The 20,735-nt window shown below is 50.1% G+C and carries 14 protein-coding genes; 9 read left to right on the forward strand and 5 right to left on the reverse strand.

Going from position 1 to position 20,735, the window contains the following annotated elements:
- The first annotated feature begins 149 nt into the window (after positions 1–149).
- Positions 150–7,106 carry an RHS repeat-associated core domain-containing protein gene (locus LKE08_RS17020; RefSeq protein WP_324705442.1) on the forward strand — a complete coding sequence of 2,319 codons (6,957 nt, stop codon included), beginning with the start codon at positions 150–152 and terminating at the stop codon, positions 7,104–7,106.
- A 112-nt stretch (positions 7,107–7,218) separates the two neighbouring features.
- Positions 7,219–8,805, forward strand: coding sequence for a hypothetical protein (locus tag LKE08_RS17025; RefSeq protein WP_324705443.1), 1,587 nt, complete (start codon positions 7,219–7,221; stop codon positions 8,803–8,805).
- Between the two features lie 83 nt (positions 8,806–8,888).
- On the opposite strand, the gene LKE08_RS17030 is transcribed toward LKE08_RS17025, so the two are convergent.
- Positions 8,889–10,019 carry an alanine--glyoxylate aminotransferase family protein gene (locus tag LKE08_RS17030; protein WP_324705444.1) on the reverse strand — a complete coding sequence of 377 codons (1,131 nt, stop codon included), beginning with the start codon at positions 10,017–10,019 and terminating at the stop codon, positions 8,889–8,891.
- Between the two features lie 94 nt (positions 10,020–10,113).
- On the opposite strand from LKE08_RS17030, the gene LKE08_RS17035 reads away from it, so the two are divergent.
- Entirely contained in the window at positions 10,114–10,353 is a 240-nt protein-coding gene (locus LKE08_RS17035) for a TIGR02450 family Trp-rich protein (protein WP_324705445.1), read from the forward strand.
- A 51-nt stretch (positions 10,354–10,404) separates the two neighbouring features.
- On the opposite strand, the gene LKE08_RS17040 is transcribed toward LKE08_RS17035, so the two are convergent.
- Complete coding sequence (locus LKE08_RS17040; protein WP_324705446.1) at positions 10,405–10,779, reverse strand: GxxExxY protein; 375 nt, start codon at positions 10,777–10,779, stop codon at positions 10,405–10,407.
- Positions 10,780–10,832: 53 nt separating this feature from the next.
- Here LKE08_RS17040 and LKE08_RS17045 point away from each other — a divergent pair, with 53 nt between their 5' ends.
- The gene (locus LKE08_RS17045) at positions 10,833–11,489 is read left to right on the forward strand and encodes a hypothetical protein (protein ID WP_324705447.1); all 657 of its coding nucleotides are present in this window, start codon (positions 10,833–10,835) and stop codon (positions 11,487–11,489) included.
- A 24-nt stretch (positions 11,490–11,513) separates the two neighbouring features.
- Positions 11,514–11,744 carry a hypothetical protein gene (locus tag LKE08_RS17050; RefSeq protein WP_324705448.1) on the forward strand — a complete coding sequence of 77 codons (231 nt, stop codon included), beginning with the start codon at positions 11,514–11,516 and terminating at the stop codon, positions 11,742–11,744.
- 143 nt (positions 11,745–11,887) lie between these two features.
- On the opposite strand, the gene LKE08_RS17055 is transcribed toward LKE08_RS17050, so the two are convergent.
- Complete coding sequence (locus LKE08_RS17055; protein WP_324705449.1) at positions 11,888–12,568, reverse strand: Uma2 family endonuclease; 681 nt, start codon at positions 12,566–12,568, stop codon at positions 11,888–11,890.
- Positions 12,569–12,605: 37 nt separating this feature from the next.
- Positions 12,606–13,913 carry a DNA cytosine methyltransferase gene (locus tag LKE08_RS17060; protein ID WP_324705450.1) on the reverse strand — a complete coding sequence of 436 codons (1,308 nt, stop codon included), beginning with the start codon at positions 13,911–13,913 and terminating at the stop codon, positions 12,606–12,608.
- Between the two features lie 261 nt (positions 13,914–14,174).
- On the opposite strand from LKE08_RS17060, the gene LKE08_RS17065 reads away from it, so the two are divergent.
- Positions 14,175–14,765, forward strand: a complete 591-nt coding sequence (locus LKE08_RS17065; protein ID WP_324705451.1) for a zinc ribbon domain-containing protein — start codon at positions 14,175–14,177, stop codon at positions 14,763–14,765.
- A 208-nt stretch (positions 14,766–14,973) separates the two neighbouring features.
- Entirely contained in the window at positions 14,974–18,117 is a 3,144-nt protein-coding gene (locus LKE08_RS17070) for a transglutaminase family protein (RefSeq protein WP_324705452.1), read from the forward strand.
- A gap of 298 nt (positions 18,118–18,415) precedes the next feature.
- Here LKE08_RS17070 and LKE08_RS17075 read toward each other — a convergent pair whose 3' ends face one another.
- Positions 18,416–19,375, reverse strand: coding sequence for an aldo/keto reductase (locus LKE08_RS17075; RefSeq protein ID WP_324705453.1), 960 nt, complete (start codon positions 19,373–19,375; stop codon positions 18,416–18,418).
- Here LKE08_RS17075 and LKE08_RS17080 point away from each other — a divergent pair.
- Positions 19,359–19,607: a hypothetical protein gene (locus LKE08_RS17080; protein ID WP_324705454.1), complete on the forward strand. Its 249-nt coding sequence runs from the start codon at positions 19,359–19,361 to the stop codon at positions 19,605–19,607. The genes LKE08_RS17075 and LKE08_RS17080 overlap by 17 nt on opposite strands.
- Before the next feature lie 166 nt (positions 19,608–19,773).
- Positions 19,774–20,685 carry a PAS domain-containing protein gene (locus tag LKE08_RS17085; protein WP_324705455.1) on the forward strand — a complete coding sequence of 304 codons (912 nt, stop codon included), beginning with the start codon at positions 19,774–19,776 and terminating at the stop codon, positions 20,683–20,685.
- The last annotated feature ends 50 nt before the right edge of the window (positions 20,686–20,735 follow it).

Genomic DNA, 20,735 nt, shown 5'->3' on the forward strand with positions numbered 1-20,735 from the left:
AACAGCCAATTGGATTTGTCAGGAGTCAAAACTTTTAGTGGAAAAACTGATACGATAATTGAGGCGAAAGACGGTGGTTGTAGTAAATTTGATTTGGAAATAAGAGAATTGATGAATTCCACGGCAAAAACAATTATCAGGCAAGAAAAATGAATAGCATTTTCAACTCGGAAACAACTTCTTTCATGCCAGAAACAGAGATTCTGGGCATCAGCCCGGTTGAGAAAGAAAGTTTTGGTTTAGGAGGCGATCGCTCTTTCATTTCCAACTCTCATCAGGCTGGGACTTTGACTTTGGGACTGCCCACGGAATATATAGAGGAAGGGCAGGACAGCTTGCTTTTAAATCAACAAAATGAAGCGACAGAAAATGGCTTTTCATTGGGGTTTTCAAGCTTTATTGACACGGATGACGCAGGAGATTTACTGACAGGCAATACTGGAGAACTGCTACAAAAAGATGGCGAAGATTTGCTTATAGATGGTAACTTTGCTGTCGATAGAATGGTTGATGAGGCGCTACTAAAGGTTCGGGAGTTGCTGCAAGGGTTTGCCGATCGCCCCGAATTTGAGTCGGGGATGGAGTTGGCTTTTGGCAATCGTTACGATGAGAAAAAACTTGATGTTTTTAAAATGACTTTATCTGGGGGAGACTTGGAGGTTCTGCCAGAAATTGAGATTGTCAATCGCGATTTGATTGATGGGGCGAATGGTGCTTTTGCTGGAGAGACGGAAACGATTTATTTGGCTCGGGAATTTTTGTCGGAAAATTCGGGGGATGCGGGGGCGATAGCTTCTGTAATTATTGAGGAGTTCGGCCATTATATCGACGAAGAAATTAATGGTTTTGATGCGACGGGAGATGAGGGAGAAATATTTGCCAATCTCGTGCAAGAACGAATTTTAGATCCCCAGCAGTTACAGCAGTTAAAAGCCGAGGACGACTGGGCAACTCTTAATATAGATGGGCTAGTTATTGAAATCGAACAAGCAGCAGTTTCAGATAGTGGTGGTTTTGAAGGTAGCAATCAAACTCTAGTATTGGAAACTCCTGGTGCTGTTCCCTTGGCAATTCAATATGAAATGTTTTCCATACCCGATCGCTTAATCCTGCGTTATGGAGGCCAAAATATACTAGATACAGGGTTCATATCGGGCAGTAGCTTCTTACAAGTTGATGTTCCTGAAGGAAATTCTAATCAAGTACAAATCATCTTAGCCACTAACGATGAAGGCACTCAGTGGGATTACACAGTAACCACTGATTTGAGTATACTTCCTGATGAGGACGATTTAGACTCGGACGGACCTGATGGGCCGGAGGAGCGAGATCCTGAAGAAGAAAAACGAAATGAGGAGGATGGCAACGAAGATTGTAAGGGGACGGCGCCGGGAACTTCGGAAGTCGAATTGCATTCTGGGGCTGTTTTGGAAACCCACGAATTAGTACCTTATCAGTCTTTAAGTGCTAATCGAGGGTTTGTGCTGACATACGACTCGATGCGGGCAGATCCCAATCAAATTGTCTATTTTGGTTTTGATAATGTAGTTCCCGATTCGGATACCCGTTTGGTTGCCGAGTTGGCGGTTAATGGTGATAATTTTAACGTCCAACTACCGGGTTATCAGGGCAGTGATTTTGGACTGGATGGGGGGGAACACCTCTGGTCTATTCCTGATGATGGTTCGGGGGCAGCGAATGATGTTACCGCTTCTTTGGAAGTGGATATGAGCGATGCCCCAACCGGCGAGTATAGTTACGACTTGACCAGTGGATTGAGAGAATTAGTTGACGACGTTTTTACAGGAAATTCTAATACCACAACGGGCGATTTTTTGGTGGTCAACAGTATTGACAGTCCCTTCGGTAGCGGTTGGGGAGTGGCAGGATGGCAGGAGTTGGTAGAAAGTTCCGACGGTTCGGTATTGCTGGTTGATGGCGATGGCAGTGAATTGTTATATGAACCGCCAGCCAATCCCGGCGAGGCTTATGTTTCTCCTCCGGGTGACTTTTCTACATTGGTTAAATTGGCGGATGGCACGTTCCAACGCACGCTTAAAAATCAGACAATTTATCGCTATAACAGCGAAAATAAACTTGAATTGATGGAAGACCGGAATGGCAATCAGACCCGCTACGTTTATGACAGTGCGAATCAGTTAACCGAAATTGTTGACCCTGTGGGGTTGACCACGACTCTGGCTTACACTAACGGCAAGGTTAGCACAATTACCGATCCGGCAGGGCGGGTGACTCAGTTGAGATATGACCAAGCGGGTAATTTGATTCAAGTGACTGACCCCGATGGTTCCCAGCGAACTTGGGACTATGATGGAGAGCATCGGATGACGGGTGAAACCGACCAACGGGGGAATCGCGAACAGATGATTTATGGCTTGGCAGGTCGAGCCGATCGCGCGATTTTAAAAGATGGTCGGGAAATTGATTATAGTCCGGTGCAGTTGCAGGGTTTGTACGCACCGACTGCTACCGTTGACCCCACGAACGCACCATCCGCATTTGTTTTAGATGCCGACCCGGTGGCAACCTATGTAGATGCTAACGGCAAGGTTATCAATAACGTACTCGACCAAATGGGGCAAATTGTTGCGTCGTTTGACGAGGTGGGGGCGTTACCGACGGTGACTCGAAATGAGGATAATTTGATTGCCAGTCAAACCGATGCTCGTGGTAATGTCACCGCTGTTAGCTATGACGAACGGGGCAATTTGCTGTCGGTTGTTGATGCGATCGCAAGTGCTGCCAATACCCAACAGTCTTTTACTTATGACCCCACATTCAATCAAGTCACCAGCGTGACGGATGAGTTGGGTCGGCAAACTCTCTATGAAGTTGACCCCGACAACGGCAATTTGCTGACTATAACTGAGGTCGTGGGGCAAGTGGGTGGCGATGACGATTTGATCACTCGCTTTACCTATACGCCCCAGGGGTTGGTAGATACGATTACCGATGCTTTGGTACGGGTGACGGATAATGATTACGATTCCTTTGGGAATTTAGCTGAAATTACTGTTGCGGTGGGAACCCCTAATGAGGCGACACGAAGGTTTGAATACAATATTTTGGGTAACAGAACTGTAAGTATTGATGAAAACGGCAACCGCACTGAATTTGAATACGATGCTATGGGTCGCTTGAGCCGGGTTCGCAATACTTTGGATCAAGAAGCTCGTTACGAATATGACTTGGCAGGGAATTTGATATCTGCCAGCGATCGCTCGGGCAATATTACTCAATATGAATACGACCCTTTAAATCGTCAAACAAAAATCATTGATCCCCTCAATCAAGAAACCACCTTTGAATTTGATGGTGAAGGTAATATTGTATCGTTTGTAGATCCTTTGGGTCGTGAAACTGAATACAATTATGATGCTCGAAATCGTCAAACTTCAATTGTAAATGCTGAGGGAAAAACAACCTTATTTGACTATGACATCGACAATAATTTGACTTCATTTGTTGATGCTCGTGGCGATACCACTGCATATATTTATGATGCCCGAAATCGCTTGACGACTACCACTGATGCCTTGGGTAATGTTAGCTCTACTGCATACGATTTAGTGAATAACGTTATCGCAGAAATCGATAAGCTGGGTCGTACCACCTCCTTTGTTTATGATGATTTAAACCGACAAACCGGAATTACCGATGCCCTGGGTAACACGACAGCCTTCACTTATGATTCAGCCGCCAACCTAACCAGCATTACTGATGCCTTAAATCGCACCACCTTCTTTACCTACGACAATCTCAATCGTCCAACCGGCATGATCGATGCTCAAGGTAATACGACCACATCAGCTTACGATTCAGTGGGCAACCTAGTAGCTGTAACTGATGCACTCGGTCGAACGACTTCCTTTGATTACGATCCCCTCAATCAGCAAATCGCAACTACCGATGCTTTGGGTAATACTACGAATTTTACTTATGATGCCAATGGTAATCTCACCGCAATAACCGACGCATTGGGTCGCACAACAGCTTTTACTTATGATGATTTAGATCGGCAAACAAATATCACTGATGCCCTGGGTAAAACCACCAGCCTCACCTATGATGCTGTATCTAATCTCACGAATATTGCTGATGCCCTCAATCGGACAACCTCGTTTACTTACGACAACCTCAATCGCCAAACTAGCACCATCGACGTTCAAGGTAATACGACCACATCAGTTTATGATTCCGTGGGCAACCTAACCGCTGTGACTGATGCGCTCGGTCGAACGACTTCCTTTGATTACGATCCCCTCAATCAGCTAATAGCGACTACCAATGCTTTGGGCAATACTACGAATTTTACTTATGATGCCAATGGTAATCTCACCGCAACAACCGACGCATTGGGTCGCACTATGTCTTTGGTCTATGACGACTTAGATCGACAAACCAATATTGTAGATGCTTCAGGAAATACCGTCACTACAGCCTATGATGCCATAGGCAATGTTACTGAAATTACAGATCCACTCGGGCGCAAGAATTCTTTTACCTACGATGAGTTAAATCGGACGATTGGGATTACCGATCCTCTTGGCAATACCATTACCAATACCTACGATGCTACAGGCAACTTGCTGGCGATTACCGATCCAGTTGGCAACGTGACTGGCTTTACCTATGATGCCCTCAATCGTCAGATATCTGAGACCAATTCTCTGAGTGCATCTCGTAATTTTAACTACGATGAAGTTGGTAATTTAATTGCGACTGTTGATGCCAATAACCGAGTTCGCAATTTTACTTACGATGACTTAAATCGGCCAATGACAGAAATCTGGCTAGATGAGGCTGGAAACCCGATTGAAACCACCAATTTTACCTATGATTCGGTAAATCGACTGACTGCAATCCGCGATTCCAACTCGCGCTACGGTTACAGCTATGATGAACTGGATCGTCTGGTTGCAATCGATAATGCAGGTACGCTAGGTACTCCCAACGTTGTTCTCAACTATACCTACGATCCTGTAGATAATCTCCTCTCGGTTGCCGATAGTATTAACGGACAAGCAGGAGGTACTAACCGCTACACCTACAATGCTCTAGACCAAGTTAAATCAATTTCTCAGGAAGGAAATGGTGTCAGCGACAAGTTGGTTGATTTTGATTACGATGCAATCAGTCAGTTGACCAACACCAATCGTTTTTCCGATGCCAATGGCAATCAATTTGTAACGGGCAGCAATTATGTTTATGATGACATCAATCGCTTGACTGAAATTACTCATAGTAATGATACATCCCCAGTAGCGTTCCACAATTACAGCTTTGACGCTGGCAGTCAGATTACCCAGGTAGAAAATAGTGATGGCACGACTAACTACACCTACGACGATCGCAGTCAGCTCGTTGCTGTCAATCGTGCTAATAGGAGCAATTCAGATGAGTTCTACCGTTACGATGCTAACGGCAACCGGATCGCGTCTCAAGCGAGCAATGATAACGAGATCGATCGAGCAAACCGTTTTCTGTCGGATGATAATTACAGCTACGACTATGATAATGAAGGCAATCTCATCCGCCAAACTGAAATTGCCACCGGTGCCGTTCGCGAGTATGAATGGGATTACCGCAATCGTCTGGTTGCCGTTGTAGATCAGGATGCGACGGGTAATGAAACTCAACGGGTTGATTACACCTACGATGCTTTAAATCGGCGCATTGCTAAGGCGGTGGATCGCAATCCTCAAGATGCTGTGGCTGCTGTAGTTACTCATTTCGTTTACGACGGAGATGATGTGCTGTTGGAGTTCGTAGATAATGATGGCGTGACTGCGGGAAATCCACCAGCGTTGAATAAGCGGTATCTGCACGGGCCGTTAGTTGATGGAATATTGGCGCAAGAAGATGCTGCTGGCAATACTTTCTGGCATTTAGCAGATCATTTGGGAACTGTTCGAGATTTGGTTGATAATAGCGGTGCTTTGGTCAACCATATTGCTTACGATTCCTTTGGTAATGTTCTCTCTCAGACCGATCCGACAGTTGACAATCGCTATTTGTTCACGGGTCGGGAGTTTGATGGGGAAACGGGATTGTATTATTATCGCTCGCGATACTATGACTCAGCAATAGGAAGGTTTTTGAGTGAAGACCCTCTGGGATTTGGTGCGGGGGATGCCAATTTATATCGATATGTTTTCAATAATCCTGTTTCTTTTAGCGATCCAACTGGTGAAATCGCACCACTTGTTGTTGTTGGTGGTCTTATTGTTGCTGGTGGTTTAGTGGGAGGTGGAATTAATGCATTGCAGGGTAAAAGTTTTGGAGAAGGATTCGTTGCAGGTAGTTTAGGAACAGGGGCTGGTCTCGCTGTTGCAACAACGCTCCCAGCACTCGGAGCGGGTACAATAATAACAGCAATAGGAGCAGGAGGAGCAGGAGGATTGATCAGCAGTACTACAGAAGAAGTCTTTGATGTCACGAATCGTGGCGAATCTTTTGACGCTGATAAGATCCTAGGTGATACTGCATTTTCGGCTGCTACTGGCCCTGGTAAATTGCCTCGTTCTTTCAAAGATCTACCTGAGACTTTAAAACAAACGGGAGAAGAGGTACTCAAAGATACTGTAGAGTCACAAATTAAATCTGTAGCAAAAGATGCTTTGCTTAACCCACCCAATCAACCTGAATCACCACCGCAACCAACAAATGAACCTCCCAATCAACCTGACTCATCACCCGAACCAACAAATGAACCTCCCAATCAGCCTGAACCACCGCCAGAACCAACCAATCAACCCCGCAAGCAGCCTGAACCACCGCCAGAACCAACAAATGAACCTCCCAATCAGCCTGAACCACCGCCAGAACCAACTGATGGAGATGCTTGTAAACTGCCTCCAGACTATTTCGATAATCCGCCGCCAGCTAATCCAGAGCCACCCGCACCTCCCACAACACCGGATGAAACCTACGAAGTTAAAGATGGAGATACTTTATGGGATATTGCAGAAGAGGTTTACGGCGATCCTTACCGATATCCCGATCTCTACAACAACAACGATATTCGCAGTGGTAATCCCGACCTGATTTTCCCAGGAGAGACACTAAACATTCCTCGTTCATAATCGAAATAGCCAAAGATCTGTTTGATGCCAACCGCAGAAAAGCGATCGCCCTCCTCAAACCCTGGAAAAAGCGATCGCTCTCCCCAAAAACATCCTGAGCCAAACCCAACCCATGACCAACCCACTAACAACAGAAACTCAAGAAACCAGAACCACCAACGCAGTAGGAGACACCAGCGATCTATCCGTCATTGCCAACGTCACCCCACCTGCCGCCAACCTGGGAGACCAACTCACCTACAACTACACGATCACCAACAACGGCCCCAGCCAAGCCACCGATGTCACCTTTCGCGATCGCCTACCCTTCAAAGCAACCGTTGATGAGATCACATCCAGCCAAGGAACAACCGAAACAACCAACACCGCCGTCAAAGCCAACCTTGGTACTCTGAATGTCGGACAAAGTGCCACCGTTACCATTACCAGAACCGCATTAGTAGCCGATGTCCTCGACAGCGAAATAACCGTTACCAGCGACGAAACCGACCCCAACCCCAACAACGACACCTTCACCCAATCAGTCTTTGTCAACCCCGTATTTCCAGAACCCGTTGACCTCGAACTCACCAAAACTGCAGACAACCCCACGCCCCAAATCGGAGGCCAAGTTACATTCACCCTCACCCTCACTAACAACGGTCCTGGAGTGGCAAGTAGGGTTCAAGTCATCGACCTGTTACCACCCGGACTAACTTACATATCCGGCTTACCCGAACAGGGAGAATACGATGCCAACACCGGCATCTGGGATGTGGGCAACATGAGAGATAATCTCGATCGCACCCTAGATATAATCGCCCAAGTCAACGCCGGAGGTCCCCTAACCAACAGTGCCGAAGTCACCAGAATTGAGGAACTTGATACCGACTCCGCCCCGAACAATAATAACCCCGATGAAGACGACCAAGCATCCTTCACCATCAACGGTAGCGGCACATCACCAGGCGAGGGTGGCGTTGTACCCCCCACACTCAACACCGTCTCCATCGCCACCCCCGTACCCAACAACCTCGGCACGCTCCAAAATACCTTTAGCAACGGCTTCTATTACTTAACAGAAAACGATGACACCGCCATACCCCCGGAATTTGCAGAAACTCCCATTCTCGCCTTAAACGGCAACGACAATCTCACCGGCACTCAAAGAGCAAATTATATTGATGGCAACCAAGGCAGCGACACCCTCAACGGACTCGCTGGCAATGACTCTTTATTCGGCGGGGAAGCATCCGATCTAATTTACGGCGATACCGGCGACGACCTAATTTTGGGAGGTACAGATAACGATCATCTCAATGGCGGAGACGGCAACGATCTCTTGCAAGGGGGTAGCGAAAACGATGTTGTTTCAGGAGGCTTGGGTGGCGATTGGCTGTGGGGCGATTTCGGCCAAGACATCCTTGTTGGAGGCGCAGGCAACGATGTATTTGTCATCGCAATTAATGGAACTGTAGCAACCCCACTGGAACAGGCGGATGTCATCACAGACTTTCAACCCGGAGCAGACATAATCGGTTTGACTAACAATTTAGTATTGAGCCAACTGACCTTTGAACCCGTTAACTTACAAATTGATGGAGCATCGCCCGTGGCTTCTACTGCCATTCAGCTTAATGGCGATTATTTAGCGATCGTTCAAGGCGTGGCAGATACCGACATATTTGCTGATAATACTAATTTTGGGGCGATCGGCTAGAGATTAGAAACCGGGTTTCTTCAGCAATGTTGCGGTTAGGACAAAAAAATCATCATAGAAACCCGGTTTCTTTTCCGATCGCCTTACAACACCCGCTGCAACGCCGCCAACAACAGCAGCACATTTTCAGGGCGAGAATTATAACCCATCAAGCCGACCCGCCAAACTTTCCCGGCGAGTTCCCCCAAACCGCCGCCGATTTCGATATTATATTCGAGCAATAATTGACGCGCGATCGCTTTCCCATCCACCCCATCCGGAATGCGAACCGTCGTCAGGGTGGGCAGTCGAAATTCGCGATCGACGTGGCAGGTTAACCCCACATCCTCCAACCCGTTCCAGAATAATTCTGCGGTGCTTTGGTGGCGCTTCCAACTGGCTTCGAGCCCCTCTTCCGCCAAAATTTTCAACGCTTCCCGGATGCCGTAATTCATGTTGACGGGGGCGGTGTGGTGGTAGACGCGATCGCTCCCCCAATACCGACATAATAACGACATATCCAAATACCAATTCGTCACCGGAGTGCGGCGTTTATTTAACTTTTCCACCGCCCGAGGACTCATGGTAAAGGGCGAAACTCCCGGCGGACAGCCCAGCCCTTTTTGACTGCAACTGTAAGCCAAATCGACACCCCATTCGTCCAAAAATAGGGGGACGCCGCCCAAACTGGTGACGGTATCGAGTAATAATAAACAGTTGAATTCCCGACACAATTCTCCCACCCCTTCCAAGGGTTGACGCGCCCCGGTGGAGGTTTCGGCGTGCACCAATGCCAGCACGGCGGGGCGGTGTTCTTCCAAGCCTTTTCGTAATTCTTCCAAACTGAAGACTTCACCCCAAGGTTTCGTCAATTTGCGGACGTCGCCGCCGTAGCGTCCCGCCATATCAACGAGGCGGTTTCCGAAATAGCCCATCACCCCCACGAGTACCACGTCGCCCGGTTCGACGACGTTGGCGAGGGTGGCTTCCATCGCGGCGCTTCCCGTCCCGCTCACGGGGATGGTCATGGCGTTATCCGTCTGCCAAGCATAGCGCAGCAGGGTTTGAACTTGATCCATCAGTTCCAAAAATTTCGGGTCGAGGTGTCCGATGGGGGGCATCGCCATCGCCTGCAGGACTCGGGGATGGGCGTTGGAGGGTCCCGGGCCGAGTAGCAGTCGGGGCGGTACGTTCAACTGGGGGGGGATGATGCGGTGGGTGTCGTTGATGGTCATAAAATCGTTTTGGAACTCAATGCTTGACTACTCGCCTATTTTCCCGCGATCGCCGTTCTGGCACAATTAAGAATTGAGAAGATCCACAATTGCCATGCCGAAAAAGCAAAAATTCCCCCATCTCGTCGGTTCCAAGTGGACGGCGACTCGAAAAACCTGGGGTTGGCGACATTTTCAGGTTGTCAACCGCAAAAATGAGGGCCAGTGGGTGTTTGCCGAACTGGTGGCGTCCTGCGACCCGACGGTTCGCTTTTGGTTGAATGCCAAACAACTCAAAGATCGGAGACTTTGGGAACCGGGATGGCAATCTACTCAGGAACTTGAGGAGATTTAATGATTTTTGAACCACTCCAGGCACAGAGGACACAGAGAGAAGAGAGAGGGGTTAATTGTTGAGGAGGCGTTTGATGCCGTTTTTGAGGATGGGGACGTTAAAGTTGATGAGGAGTCCGAGGCGGAGTTTGCAAAGTTTGAGGTAGGTGAGAAGTTGGGCATCGTGAATGGGTAGGAGTGCATCGACCGCTTTTAATTCGACAATGATGCGCTTTTCAACCAACAAATCTAGGCGATACCCGCACTCTAATTTGATGCCTTTATAAACTACGGGTACTGGAATTTGTTCCTCGACTGTCAACCCTCGCTGTCGCAATTCATAAGCCAAACATTTCTCGTAAGCTGATTCAAGCAACCCCGGCCCTAACTCCCGATGTACTGTTATTGCAGCCCCAATCACCCGCCCCGATATCTCATTCAACTCCATCTGGCGTGTTCTCTGTGCCTCTGTGGTTTTATTTCCTCCTATTATACAACAAAATGGATTACGAGTACATCAAACAAGCGATCGCACAATTAGAAACCACCACTAACCAACTAAAGGACTGGGTGGAAACGGTTCCCCCAGAACGGGCAAAAATTCACCGAGTTCGGGAGATGCAAGCCGCAATTCGGGAGGCTTTGGCGAGTCTGGAAGCGGCGATCGCACCCCCGAATTTGGAACATTTGCCGCCGGATGTGTTAGAACGGGCGGAGGCGTCGGGAATTCCTCTGGGCGATATTGAAGTGCAGGTGGCGATCGCATCTCACGACCTGTCTCAGGTGATGGGAATTCTCACGGAAATTGAAAATCGGGCGGAAAGTATTCGCAGGCCGAGGGAATATTTTCTGGTTCGGTTGCCGGATATGCCGGTGGAACGGTTGGGATCGCGGCTTCCGGTCTACACGGCGGCGGATTTTCAACAGTCGAAAGAACCGCCAACGAAGGAATTTCGCGATCGCCTGAAAGCCAAATACGGGCTCGATCGGCTGACGGGAAAATCCCCGCGATCGCGATCGACGCTATTTGAGAAAATCAAACAGGCGAAACAAACTCTGGAACGTCCCGAAACACCCGACCCGCGATCGGATAAAATAGAAACCTCGCCGACAGTTGAAGCCCACAACTGGGAACTGGATGAGGACATCCCATTTTAATTGAATTATCAAGGAGAATAATTGATGACTAACACCGAAAAAACACCGGAAAATCAGAACGAAAAAAATCAATCTCTAGATGAAGTGAGTGTCGGCTTAGATGCGGGAAACTTGCCTCCCAAACAGGTGGGACTCTCCCCAGACAAACTCGACCAAGTTGCCGCCGAAATTAACGCCAATTTAGATCGAACTCAAGAAACTTGGGAGCAAGAGCAGGACTGGACGGATAACAAATCCACGGGACACTTAACGTAAAACTCGGTTAACAAGGAGGACTGTCAAAACAATTCTCCCCCCTTCATAAGGGGGGTTGGGGGGGATCTCCACTTTGAACGAGGATCGAGATCCCCCTAAATCCCCCTTAAAAAGGGGGACTTTTAATTCATTCAGTGTTCCCCTCACAATTGCTCGGGATCGATTCCCAATTCTCGCAACTTTGCAGCCATTTTTTCGTTTTGCTTTTGTGCCATTTCCGCCACTTCCTCCGGAGTCGGAACGAGTTGCCCCTCGGGGGTGAAAAATCGCAGTTGTTCGTTTTCCACACCCAAGAACAGTTGCATTTCTTCGCTCCACAACCATCCCCGTTCGTTGGGTTGCATCGCTTCATAGGTTCCGCGAGTCAAAGCAAATCCTTTAAACTCCAGGGTATGGGGAGAAAACCAGAAATATTCCGGGGTTCGGAAAACGTCTTGATAGATGCGTTTTTTCACGCCGCGATCTGTTGTTGCGGTCGAATCCGATAATAATTCGACGATGACATTGGGATATTTGCCATCTTCCTGCCACACCACCCAACTTTTTCGCGGTTTCCGTTCCGTATCCCGTACCAAGAAGAAATCCGGCCCTCGGAAATACTCGGACTTTTTCTGGTTGGGACTGTAGTAAATTGTCAGATTTCCGGCGGCAAAATAATCCTGACGATCTTTCCAAAGCCATTCCAGACATTTTAAGAGAAGGATGATTTGTTGAAGGTGTAGATAGCTTTCCAATGGCGGCTCCTGACTTTCTATATCTCCGGGGGGAAATTCAATTCCCTCGATGGTCGATCGCATTTCTTCTATATCTTTTGCTAGAGTCATTCTTTCCTCCCATTTTATATGTTCATTATAGTTGAATTTATTCTCGCCTTCGTTTGTGAAGTCTATCGGTGCGATCGCGGCTCCGAATCGGCACGTCAATTTTCCAATATTTCGATGCTTCAGCCATATTCATTTTTAATAACTTCTCAGAACCCAAATCAATCACCCGATCTGGACGCTGAGGTGTGATTTCCATTGTATCGAGAAGGGAAGATGCGATCGCACGCGCCAACAACGGCGGCACCGCATTTCCGATCTGGCGGGCTCCGTGCCATTTGGTTTCGTGGAATCGGAACCAGTCGGGGAAACTGTGCAAACGCGCCATTTCTCTGACTGTGATACAGCGGGGATAAGCGTAGTGGATGGGACGGGGACTGGTAAACGCGCCCCTGGCGGAATCCGTCCCGGCTCTCAAAGTATTGGAAACGCCGTCGGGGGGGAGTTTAAAAAATCGGGAAATGGGTTCTGTTTTACCCGGTTCTGTTTCGTCAAAACGCCGTCGGGAAGTATCAGTATGATTGCTTCTGAGGCTGGAAGTGAGCAGCCGGGAATTAAAAATTCTTCGATAACCGTATTCCCAGGCATCATCACTCAAGCAACGCATGAATTCGGCGTATTGACTCGGCTTTCCCCACTTTTCCGTTGCGACAAAATCAATTTTTTTTAAACTTTTAAATTTTTCGATATCCGGGAGATCGTCCAATGCATCTCGGCAATTTGGACTTTCCGGCAATTCTTCTTGTTTCCCTCTTTTACTTCCCGCCGGACGGGTGATGGGTTGGGGATATTCGGGAATCGGCAAACCCTGACGCGCACCGAGTAGAATCAGGCGCTCTCGGTTTTGGGGAACGCCAAAATTTGCCGCATTTAAAACCCGCCACGGTTGGGCGACCCGATATCCGTTCGATTCAAATGTCTCGATCAGTTCGTCCAAAAACTTGCGATGTTTTCCGACTGTCAATCCTTTGACATTCTCGAAGACAAAATAATCGGTTTCCAGTTCGGTGACGAGTCGCACGAAGTCCCGCACCAAAGCGTTTCGCGGATCGTCGAGAATGCGCTGTCCGATCAGAGAAAATCCCTGGCAGGGGGCACCGCCGAAAACGACATCAACGGATCGATCGCCGATGCCGGAAATTTTGCGGATTTCATCTCCGGAAATGTCGGACACCGATCGCGGCAAAATGGCACAGTCGGGAAAGTTATAATAATGTACCGCAGCATGGATCGGATCGACTTCCACCGCCGCCACGACATCGAATCCCGCCTGTTCAAACCCCAGGCTGAATCCCCCCGCACCTGCGAACAGATCGATACCGATGGGACGAGTGGTTGGGTGAGACATTGTTGATCGAAGTGAAACGGTATACGAACGGCTTGAACACCTATTCAACATTATGATACGCGATCGCCTGACATCTCCGCAGCAGAATCGCACCGGAACCCCCGGGGCCACTTTCCACCGTCGGAGTAATGGCGGCGAAAACCTGACAATATACACCATTTTCGCGCCACTTCTAACACAAATGTTAAGAAGTCCAAGTCTGCGAAGCGACAATCCTACAATGTTAGGGTTAGATGTTTCTTATGGTAGGAAGAGGCCATTATGCCTTATGTATGCGAGCTAGGCACCGGCCAAAGAGTTTACTTAGACAATCAGGGAGGGCAAACCCTGATCACGACCGCCAGCGGTGCTCCCGGACAGCAACAACAATCAAGCAGCGGCTTTCAAACTGGAAATTGGACTTCCCCGCCCTCAATTTACCGGACGGGAAATGGAATAATTTTAAAAATTGAAACCGCCCAGGGCGAACACTTCGTCCAACTCCAGGGAAGCAGCATGAGCGTCATGGGTCAGACCCCCTCCCTCGGAAGCGCCCAGCAGATGTCCGTCCAACAGGTTTCCAGCACCCCCGCATCCTCGCCATCGATGGAACCGATGAAACCGATGGAACCCATGCAGATGGAACCCATGCAACCCATGCAACCCATGCAACCCATGAAAATGGGAGACATGGAAATGGGCACCAACCCGATGCAAATGCGGATGGGCAATATGGAGATGAAAATGGGGGGATCTTCTTCCTCATCTTCCTCATCTTCCTCGGGGGGAACCCGGCGCTTTTGTAACAACTGCGGTGCCAGTGTCAAACCCGACGATCGCTTCTGCGGCAGTTGCGGCCACCAACTCAATTAACGCGACAAAGGGGAAATAAAAAAAGGGCGGATTTCGCCAGATATCCCATTAAAAGATATTCGAGAATCCGCCCAAAATTGTAGGGGCGCAAAGCTTGCGCCCGATGCAATGCCTGCGATGTCGTGTGGAAGGTTTCTGCCAGAGGCAGGCACGGAGGCACTGCCCCCACACTCCACACCCCACACCACACCCCACACCCTTCTTAATCATGTCCATTAAAGTCAGCCTCAACCACCAGCTTTCCTATCAATTTGAACGCCCGGTTATTCTCGGCCCCCACACCATCGGACTGCGGCCCTCTCCCCACTGCCGCACCCCCATTAACAGCTATTCCCTCAACATCGAACCGCGAGATTACAGTATCACCTGGCAACAAGATCCCTACGGCAACTATCTGGCGCGGGTGAACTTTCCCCAAAAAAGCGATCGCCTCACCGTCACAGTGGATTTGATCGCCGATCTCCACCCCATCAACCCCTTCGATTTCGTGATGGAAAGCTACGCCGAACGCTATCCATTCAACTACGAAAAACAACTCGCCAAAGAACTGATTCCATTTTTAGAAATAGCCGATTCCGGAGAACTCGTCGAAAACTGGGTCGAAAAAAACCGCGCATCGGACATCTACACCCCCGAATTTATCCTCAACATCAATCAACAACTTTCCCGAGAAATCGAATACACCGTCCGCCTCGAACCCGGCATTCAAACCTGCGAAGAAACCCTGCAAAAGAAAATCGGATCGTGCCGCGATACCGGATGGCTGCTGGTGCAAATTCTGCGGCACTACGGACTCGCCGCCCGCTTCGTTTCCGGTTATTTAATTCAACTCAAAGAAGACGTTCCCTCCCTCGACGGACCGCCGGGACCCGAAGCCGATAACGCCGATTTACACGCCTGGGCGGAAGTTTACATCCCCGGCGCCGGGTGGATCGGTTTGGACCCCACGTCCGGTTTTTTGGCTGCAGAAGGACACATTCCTCTGGTGTGCACCGCCGAGCCCGAAGCCGCCGCGCCCGTCCAGGGGACGGCGGAACCCTGCGAGTCCCACCTGGATTTTTCAATGACGGTTTCTCGCCACGAAGAACAGCCCCGAGTCAGCAAACCTTACAGCGAAATTCAGTGGGAAAATATCGATCGCCTCGGACGGTTGGTGGAGGATAAATTACAACAGTTAAACGTGGGGTTGACAATGGGGGGCGAACCCACATTTGTCTCCATCGACGATTTCGAGTCTCCCCAGTGGCAGGTGCAGGCTTTGGGCGAGGAAAAACGGCAATTGGCGGGGCAGTTATTGCACCGTCTGAAAGATAAATTTTCCTCCGGCGGCGGGTTGCTGCACTACGGGATGGGAAAATGGTATCCCGGCGAAATACTGCCCCGGTGGGCGCTGGGCTGTTACTGGCGGGAGGACGGGACGCCGATTTGGCGCGATCGCAATTTGATGGCGGTTGACGGCAAGGATTACGGCTACACCGTCCCCCAGGCGGAAACGGTGATTCGGGAATTGACAAAACAGTTGGGAATTAATCAGAACTCCATCATTCCCACCTACGAATTGGAAACGGAGGAGTTGGCGGGGTTCGCGTTGCCGATTCTGCCGGTTTTGTGGGAAGGGGAATTGCGGTGGAGTAGCTGCGATTGGAAATTGCCGGACGAGAAATTAATTTTATTAAAAGGAGATTCGCCGCTGGGGTTCCGCCTGCCTTTAAATGCGATCGCCTGGGCGGAAGAATTGCACCCGGAAGCGCGGGTTCCCCTCACTCATAAACCCGCCGTCGTCGGTTCCGAACCCATCAATTTGCCGGACAATTCTGTGCGGGTGGCGATGGCGGTGGAAGTTCGGGGCGGCTGCATTCACGTTTTTCTGCCGCCCATCACCTCGGCGCGGTGTTTTTTGGATTTAATTACAGCGATTGAAAATACCGCCAAAACGGTCGATATTCCGGTTTTAATTGAAGGCTATACCCCCCCCGGAAATGATGGCATCGTCGGCTTTCAAATTACGCCCGATCCGGGGGTGATCGAAGTCAACATTCACCCGGCAAAAAATTGGGAAGAATTGGTGAAAATTACCGCCAGTTTGTACGAAGAGGCGCGACTGTGCCGGCTGGGGACGGAAAAATATGCGATCGACGGACGCCGCATCAGCACCGGCGGCGGGGCGCACATCACCATCGGCGGCAAAACGGCCGAAGAAAGTCCCCTGTTGCGCCGTCCGGACTTGTTGCGGAGTCTGATTTCCTACTGGCAAAATCACCCCAGTTTATCCTATCTGTTTTCGGGGTTATTTGTGGGGCCGACCAGCCAATCGCCCCGGGTGGACGAGGCGCGGCACGAGAGTTTGTATGAATTGGAAATCGCCTTTCAAGAGTTGCAGCCGGGGCGAGAAGTGCCGCCGGAATTGGTCGATCGCCTATTGCGAAATCTGTTAATTGATGTCACCGGAAATACCCACCGTTCCGCCTTTTGCATCGACAAACTTTATCCGGTGGAAAACTACCGCAACCAGTTGGGATTGTTGGAGTTTCGCGCCTTCGCCATGCCCCCCCACCCCCGCATGGGATTATTGCAAATGCTGTTAATCCGATCGCTCGTGGCGTGGTTCTGGGAACATCCCTACACCCAGCCGTTGATTCGCTGGGGTACGACGCTTCACGATCGCTTCCTTCTGCCCTATTTTATTGAGGAAGATTTGGGGGCAGTTTTACAAGAGTTGAACGCGGCGGGTTATCCGTTTGAATTAAGTTGGTTCAAACCCTTCGTCGAATTTCGGTTTCCCCCCTACGGAGAAATCACCCGCGACGGCGTGACGCTGGAGTTGAGACACGCGATCGAACCCTGGCACGTCTTGGGGGAAGAAACCGGCAGCGACGGCACCGCCCGCTATGTGGATTCCTCGATGGAAAGATTGCAGGTAATGCTGCGGGGCGCGGTGGGCAATTCCCCCGGTTTGGACGGATTTTCCAGCCGCTATGTCGTCACCTGTAACGGCTATCCAGTGCCGTTAAAATCGACCGGAAACATGGGGGAATATGTCGGCGGGGTGCGGTTCCGGGCGCGACAGTATGCGGCGTTATTACACCCCTCCATCGAGTCTCACAGTCCCCTGTTATTCGACATTATCGACACTTGGACGATGCGATCGCTCGGCGGCTGCACCTACCACGTCAACCCCCCCAACGGCATCATTCACAAAACATTCCCCGTCAACGAACGGGAGGCGGAATCCCGGATGTTGGAACGGTTCGTTCCGATGGGGCACACGCCCGGAAAAGTCGAGATTTCGCCCCCCAATTTGAGCCCCGAATATCCCCTAAATTTGGATTTGCGACGGGTCAATTTATTTTAGGGTGTAGGGTGTAGGGTGTGGGGTGTAGGGTTTGGGGTGTGGGGAGGCAGAGGAGGCAAGTTCAGATCAAATTCAGTTTTTGAACCCTAAAAATTCCCCAATCATCTTTAGATGATTTGAGCTGGTAGGGGCCCCTGGCTTGCGCCCTCGGGAATTGATTCCCAAGCGGTCCAGATGTTCAACCCGTTTCTGGACTCCCTCCGCTTGACCGTTGCCTCCCTCCCGACTCCCGACTCCCGACTCCCGACTCCCCTCCCTCCGCCTCCTCCGCCCCCTTGCAAAGGTCAATAAAAAGACCCTATTTATCCAGCCAGGGCCGGGTCATTTCCTCCAAACTGGCGATTTCCTCCGGGCTCATCTGCCAACCGATCGCACCCGCATTGTCCCATACTTGAGTGGTCGTTTTCGCCCCCGCGATCGCGATTACACCCGGTTGGGCATTCACCCAATTTAACGCGACTTGGGCGGGGGTTTTGCCGTAATTCTGACCGATTTCGTACATTTTTTTGAGGACGGGTTCAATTTTTTTCAACCCCGATTCTTTGAAGCGCGAGTCAAATTTTCGCGCCCCTTCCGGGGGATTTTCCGGGGTGTATTTACCCGTCAACAATCCCTGGGCGAGGGGGCTGTAGGCGAGAATCGTCACCCCCAATTCCCGGGCGGCATCCAGAATTCCGACCTTTTCAACTTTGCGGGTCAAAAGAGAATAGCGGACTTGATTCGTCGCCAGGGGGATGCCCCGGGACTGCAAAATTTGGTGGGCGGTCCGCATTTCCTCGGCTGAATAATTGCTCACGCCGATCGCCCGAATTCTGCCCTTTCTCACCTCGTCCGCCAGGGCATTCATCAACGTTTCTTGGCTCATAAAAAACGTAAACGGCCAGTGGACCTGATACAGGTCGATCTGCCCCAACTGCAACCGCCGCAAACTATCCGTCACGGCATCCGCCACGGACTGTCCCCAAATTCGCCAGGGCACCGGACCGTATTTGGTGGCAATTAAAACGGGGCGATCGATTTTCTGCATGAACCGCCCCAGCAGTTCCTCGGATGTCCCGTTTCCGTAGACTTCTGCCGTGTCGAAAAAGCCGACACCGGCCTCGATCGCCGCGTGGAAAGCCGCCTCAACCTCCGCCTCCCCGTAGTCTTTGCCGTAATTCCAAAATAAACCGTCGCCCCAGGACCAGGTGCCGATACACAGGGGCGGGACTTCAATTCCCGTCTGTCCGAGGGTAGAAACGGTGGGTGTCGCAGTCACGGTAGAAGAACTCCTGAATTCTGTTGTTAACTATTGTGACGCGATTTTTCCGAGAGTCACAGACTGCGGCGGACTCGGACTCGGCGGTTGGGGTTCTGCTTGCCGATCCATCCGCGATCGCTCGGTGGCAACCGGTGTGGTGTCAAAATTGACAGGAACAATTGCTGAGGCGATCGTTTTTATCGGATATAAGAATATGGTAAAATCAGAAAATGTTGATGTCAAAAATTAACTTTAAATTAATAAAAAAAAATTGATAAAGCCAATTCTTTGCCATAAAAAACCGGAATTTTAGACGGGTATAATCCATCTAAATTGCAGCAAAAATCATCCAATGTAAGGAAGTTTTACGATTTTATAAACATCGATTCACCTATTTTTAACCATCTCTCAGTCCCATGAATCATTTTGACGGTTTTCTCAATCTATCCGATCGCCCCCCATCCGACAGCATCTCCGATCCCCAGGTTCGATGTCTATTTCTAAACGCATTTGACGCGATGCTCTTGGTCGATCAAAGGGGACGGCTGGCGGCGGCCAATCCGGCAGCCTGCGAACTGCTGGGGATCGACCCCGACCGCCCGTTATCCGACCGTTGGGAAGCCTTCAGCCCATCCGAGGAGTTGGCGACAATTGCCGAGAAACTGGCAGAAAATGACGTCCTTCAAGGGACGGGAACGGTGATGGGGAAAAACGGTCGCCCCCGAAATGTCGAATATCGCGCCGCGGCCAATTTTACCCCCGACCGCCATTTGTTAATTTTAAAACCGATCGCCAACTATCGCCAGCTAGAAACCGAATTTTTAGACATTCAAGAACGCCATCAATTGGTGATTCAAGGCATCGGAGAAGGGATCTGGGATTGGGATTGTCAGAGGGACTCGGCGATCGTCTCGCCGCGATATTGGGAAATCCAGGGTTACGACCCCGACGAAATGGGACAAGAGAGCTTTTCCGACTTCCTCGATCGCCTCCACCCCGACGACCTGACCTCCGCCTATCAAGTTTACGGCGACTACATCGCCGGGCGGCGATCGGATTATCGGGTCGAATTCCGCCAGCGCACCAAAACCGGGGAATGGAAGTGGATTCTGTCCGTCGGCAAATTGGTGGAATGGGACAGGGACGGCCGGCCCCTGCGGATGATCGGCACCCACACCGACATCGGCGCCTACAAACAGATGGAATCCGCCCTGCGGGAGTCCCGGCGGCAGTTGCAGGACGTCCTGAACAGTTGCGCCGCCCACATCGTCCAACTGTGGGTGTTTCCCGATCGCACTTGGGAATACGTGAATAGGTCGGGAGCTTGATAGCCCTGCTGCTTTAGCGCGGGGTGGAAAAGCGACTCGTGCGGCTTTAG

It is taken from the genome of Lyngbya sp. CCY1209 (assembly GCF_035615495.1).
Taxonomy (GTDB): Bacteria; Cyanobacteriota; Cyanobacteriia; order Cyanobacteriales; family Microcoleaceae; genus Limnospira.

Bases quoted from the DNA above. Each gene is read 5' to 3' on its own strand.
- LKE08_RS17050 (WP_324705448.1), top strand. From the start codon at position 11,514: ATGACTAACACCGAAAAAACACCGGAAAATCAGAACGAAAAAAATCAA.
- LKE08_RS17035 (WP_324705445.1), top strand. From the start codon at position 10,114: ATGCCGAAAAAGCAAAAATTCCCCCATCTCGTCGGTTCCAAGTGGACG.
- LKE08_RS17040 (WP_324705446.1), bottom strand. From the start codon at position 10,779: ATGGAGTTGAATGAGATATCGGGGCGGGTGATTGGGGCTGCAATAACA.
- LKE08_RS17020 (WP_324705442.1), top strand. From the start codon at position 150: ATGAATAGCATTTTCAACTCGGAAACAACTTCTTTCATGCCAGAAACA.
- LKE08_RS17030 (WP_324705444.1), bottom strand. From the start codon at position 10,019: ATGACCATCAACGACACCCACCGCATCATCCCCCCCCAGTTGAACGTA.
- LKE08_RS17065 (WP_324705451.1), top strand. From the start codon at position 14,175: ATGCCTTATGTATGCGAGCTAGGCACCGGCCAAAGAGTTTACTTAGAC.
- LKE08_RS17045 (WP_324705447.1), top strand. From the start codon at position 10,833: ATGGATTACGAGTACATCAAACAAGCGATCGCACAATTAGAAACCACC.
- LKE08_RS17085 (WP_324705455.1), top strand. From the start codon at position 19,774: ATGAATCATTTTGACGGTTTTCTCAATCTATCCGATCGCCCCCCATCC.
- LKE08_RS17060 (WP_324705450.1), bottom strand. From the start codon at position 13,913: ATGTCTCACCCAACCACTCGTCCCATCGGTATCGATCTGTTCGCAGGT.
- LKE08_RS17025 (WP_324705443.1), top strand. From the start codon at position 7,219: ATGACCAACCCACTAACAACAGAAACTCAAGAAACCAGAACCACCAAC.
- LKE08_RS17070 (WP_324705452.1), top strand. From the start codon at position 14,974: ATGTCCATTAAAGTCAGCCTCAACCACCAGCTTTCCTATCAATTTGAA.
- LKE08_RS17055 (WP_324705449.1), bottom strand. From the start codon at position 12,568: ATGACTCTAGCAAAAGATATAGAAGAAATGCGATCGACCATCGAGGGA.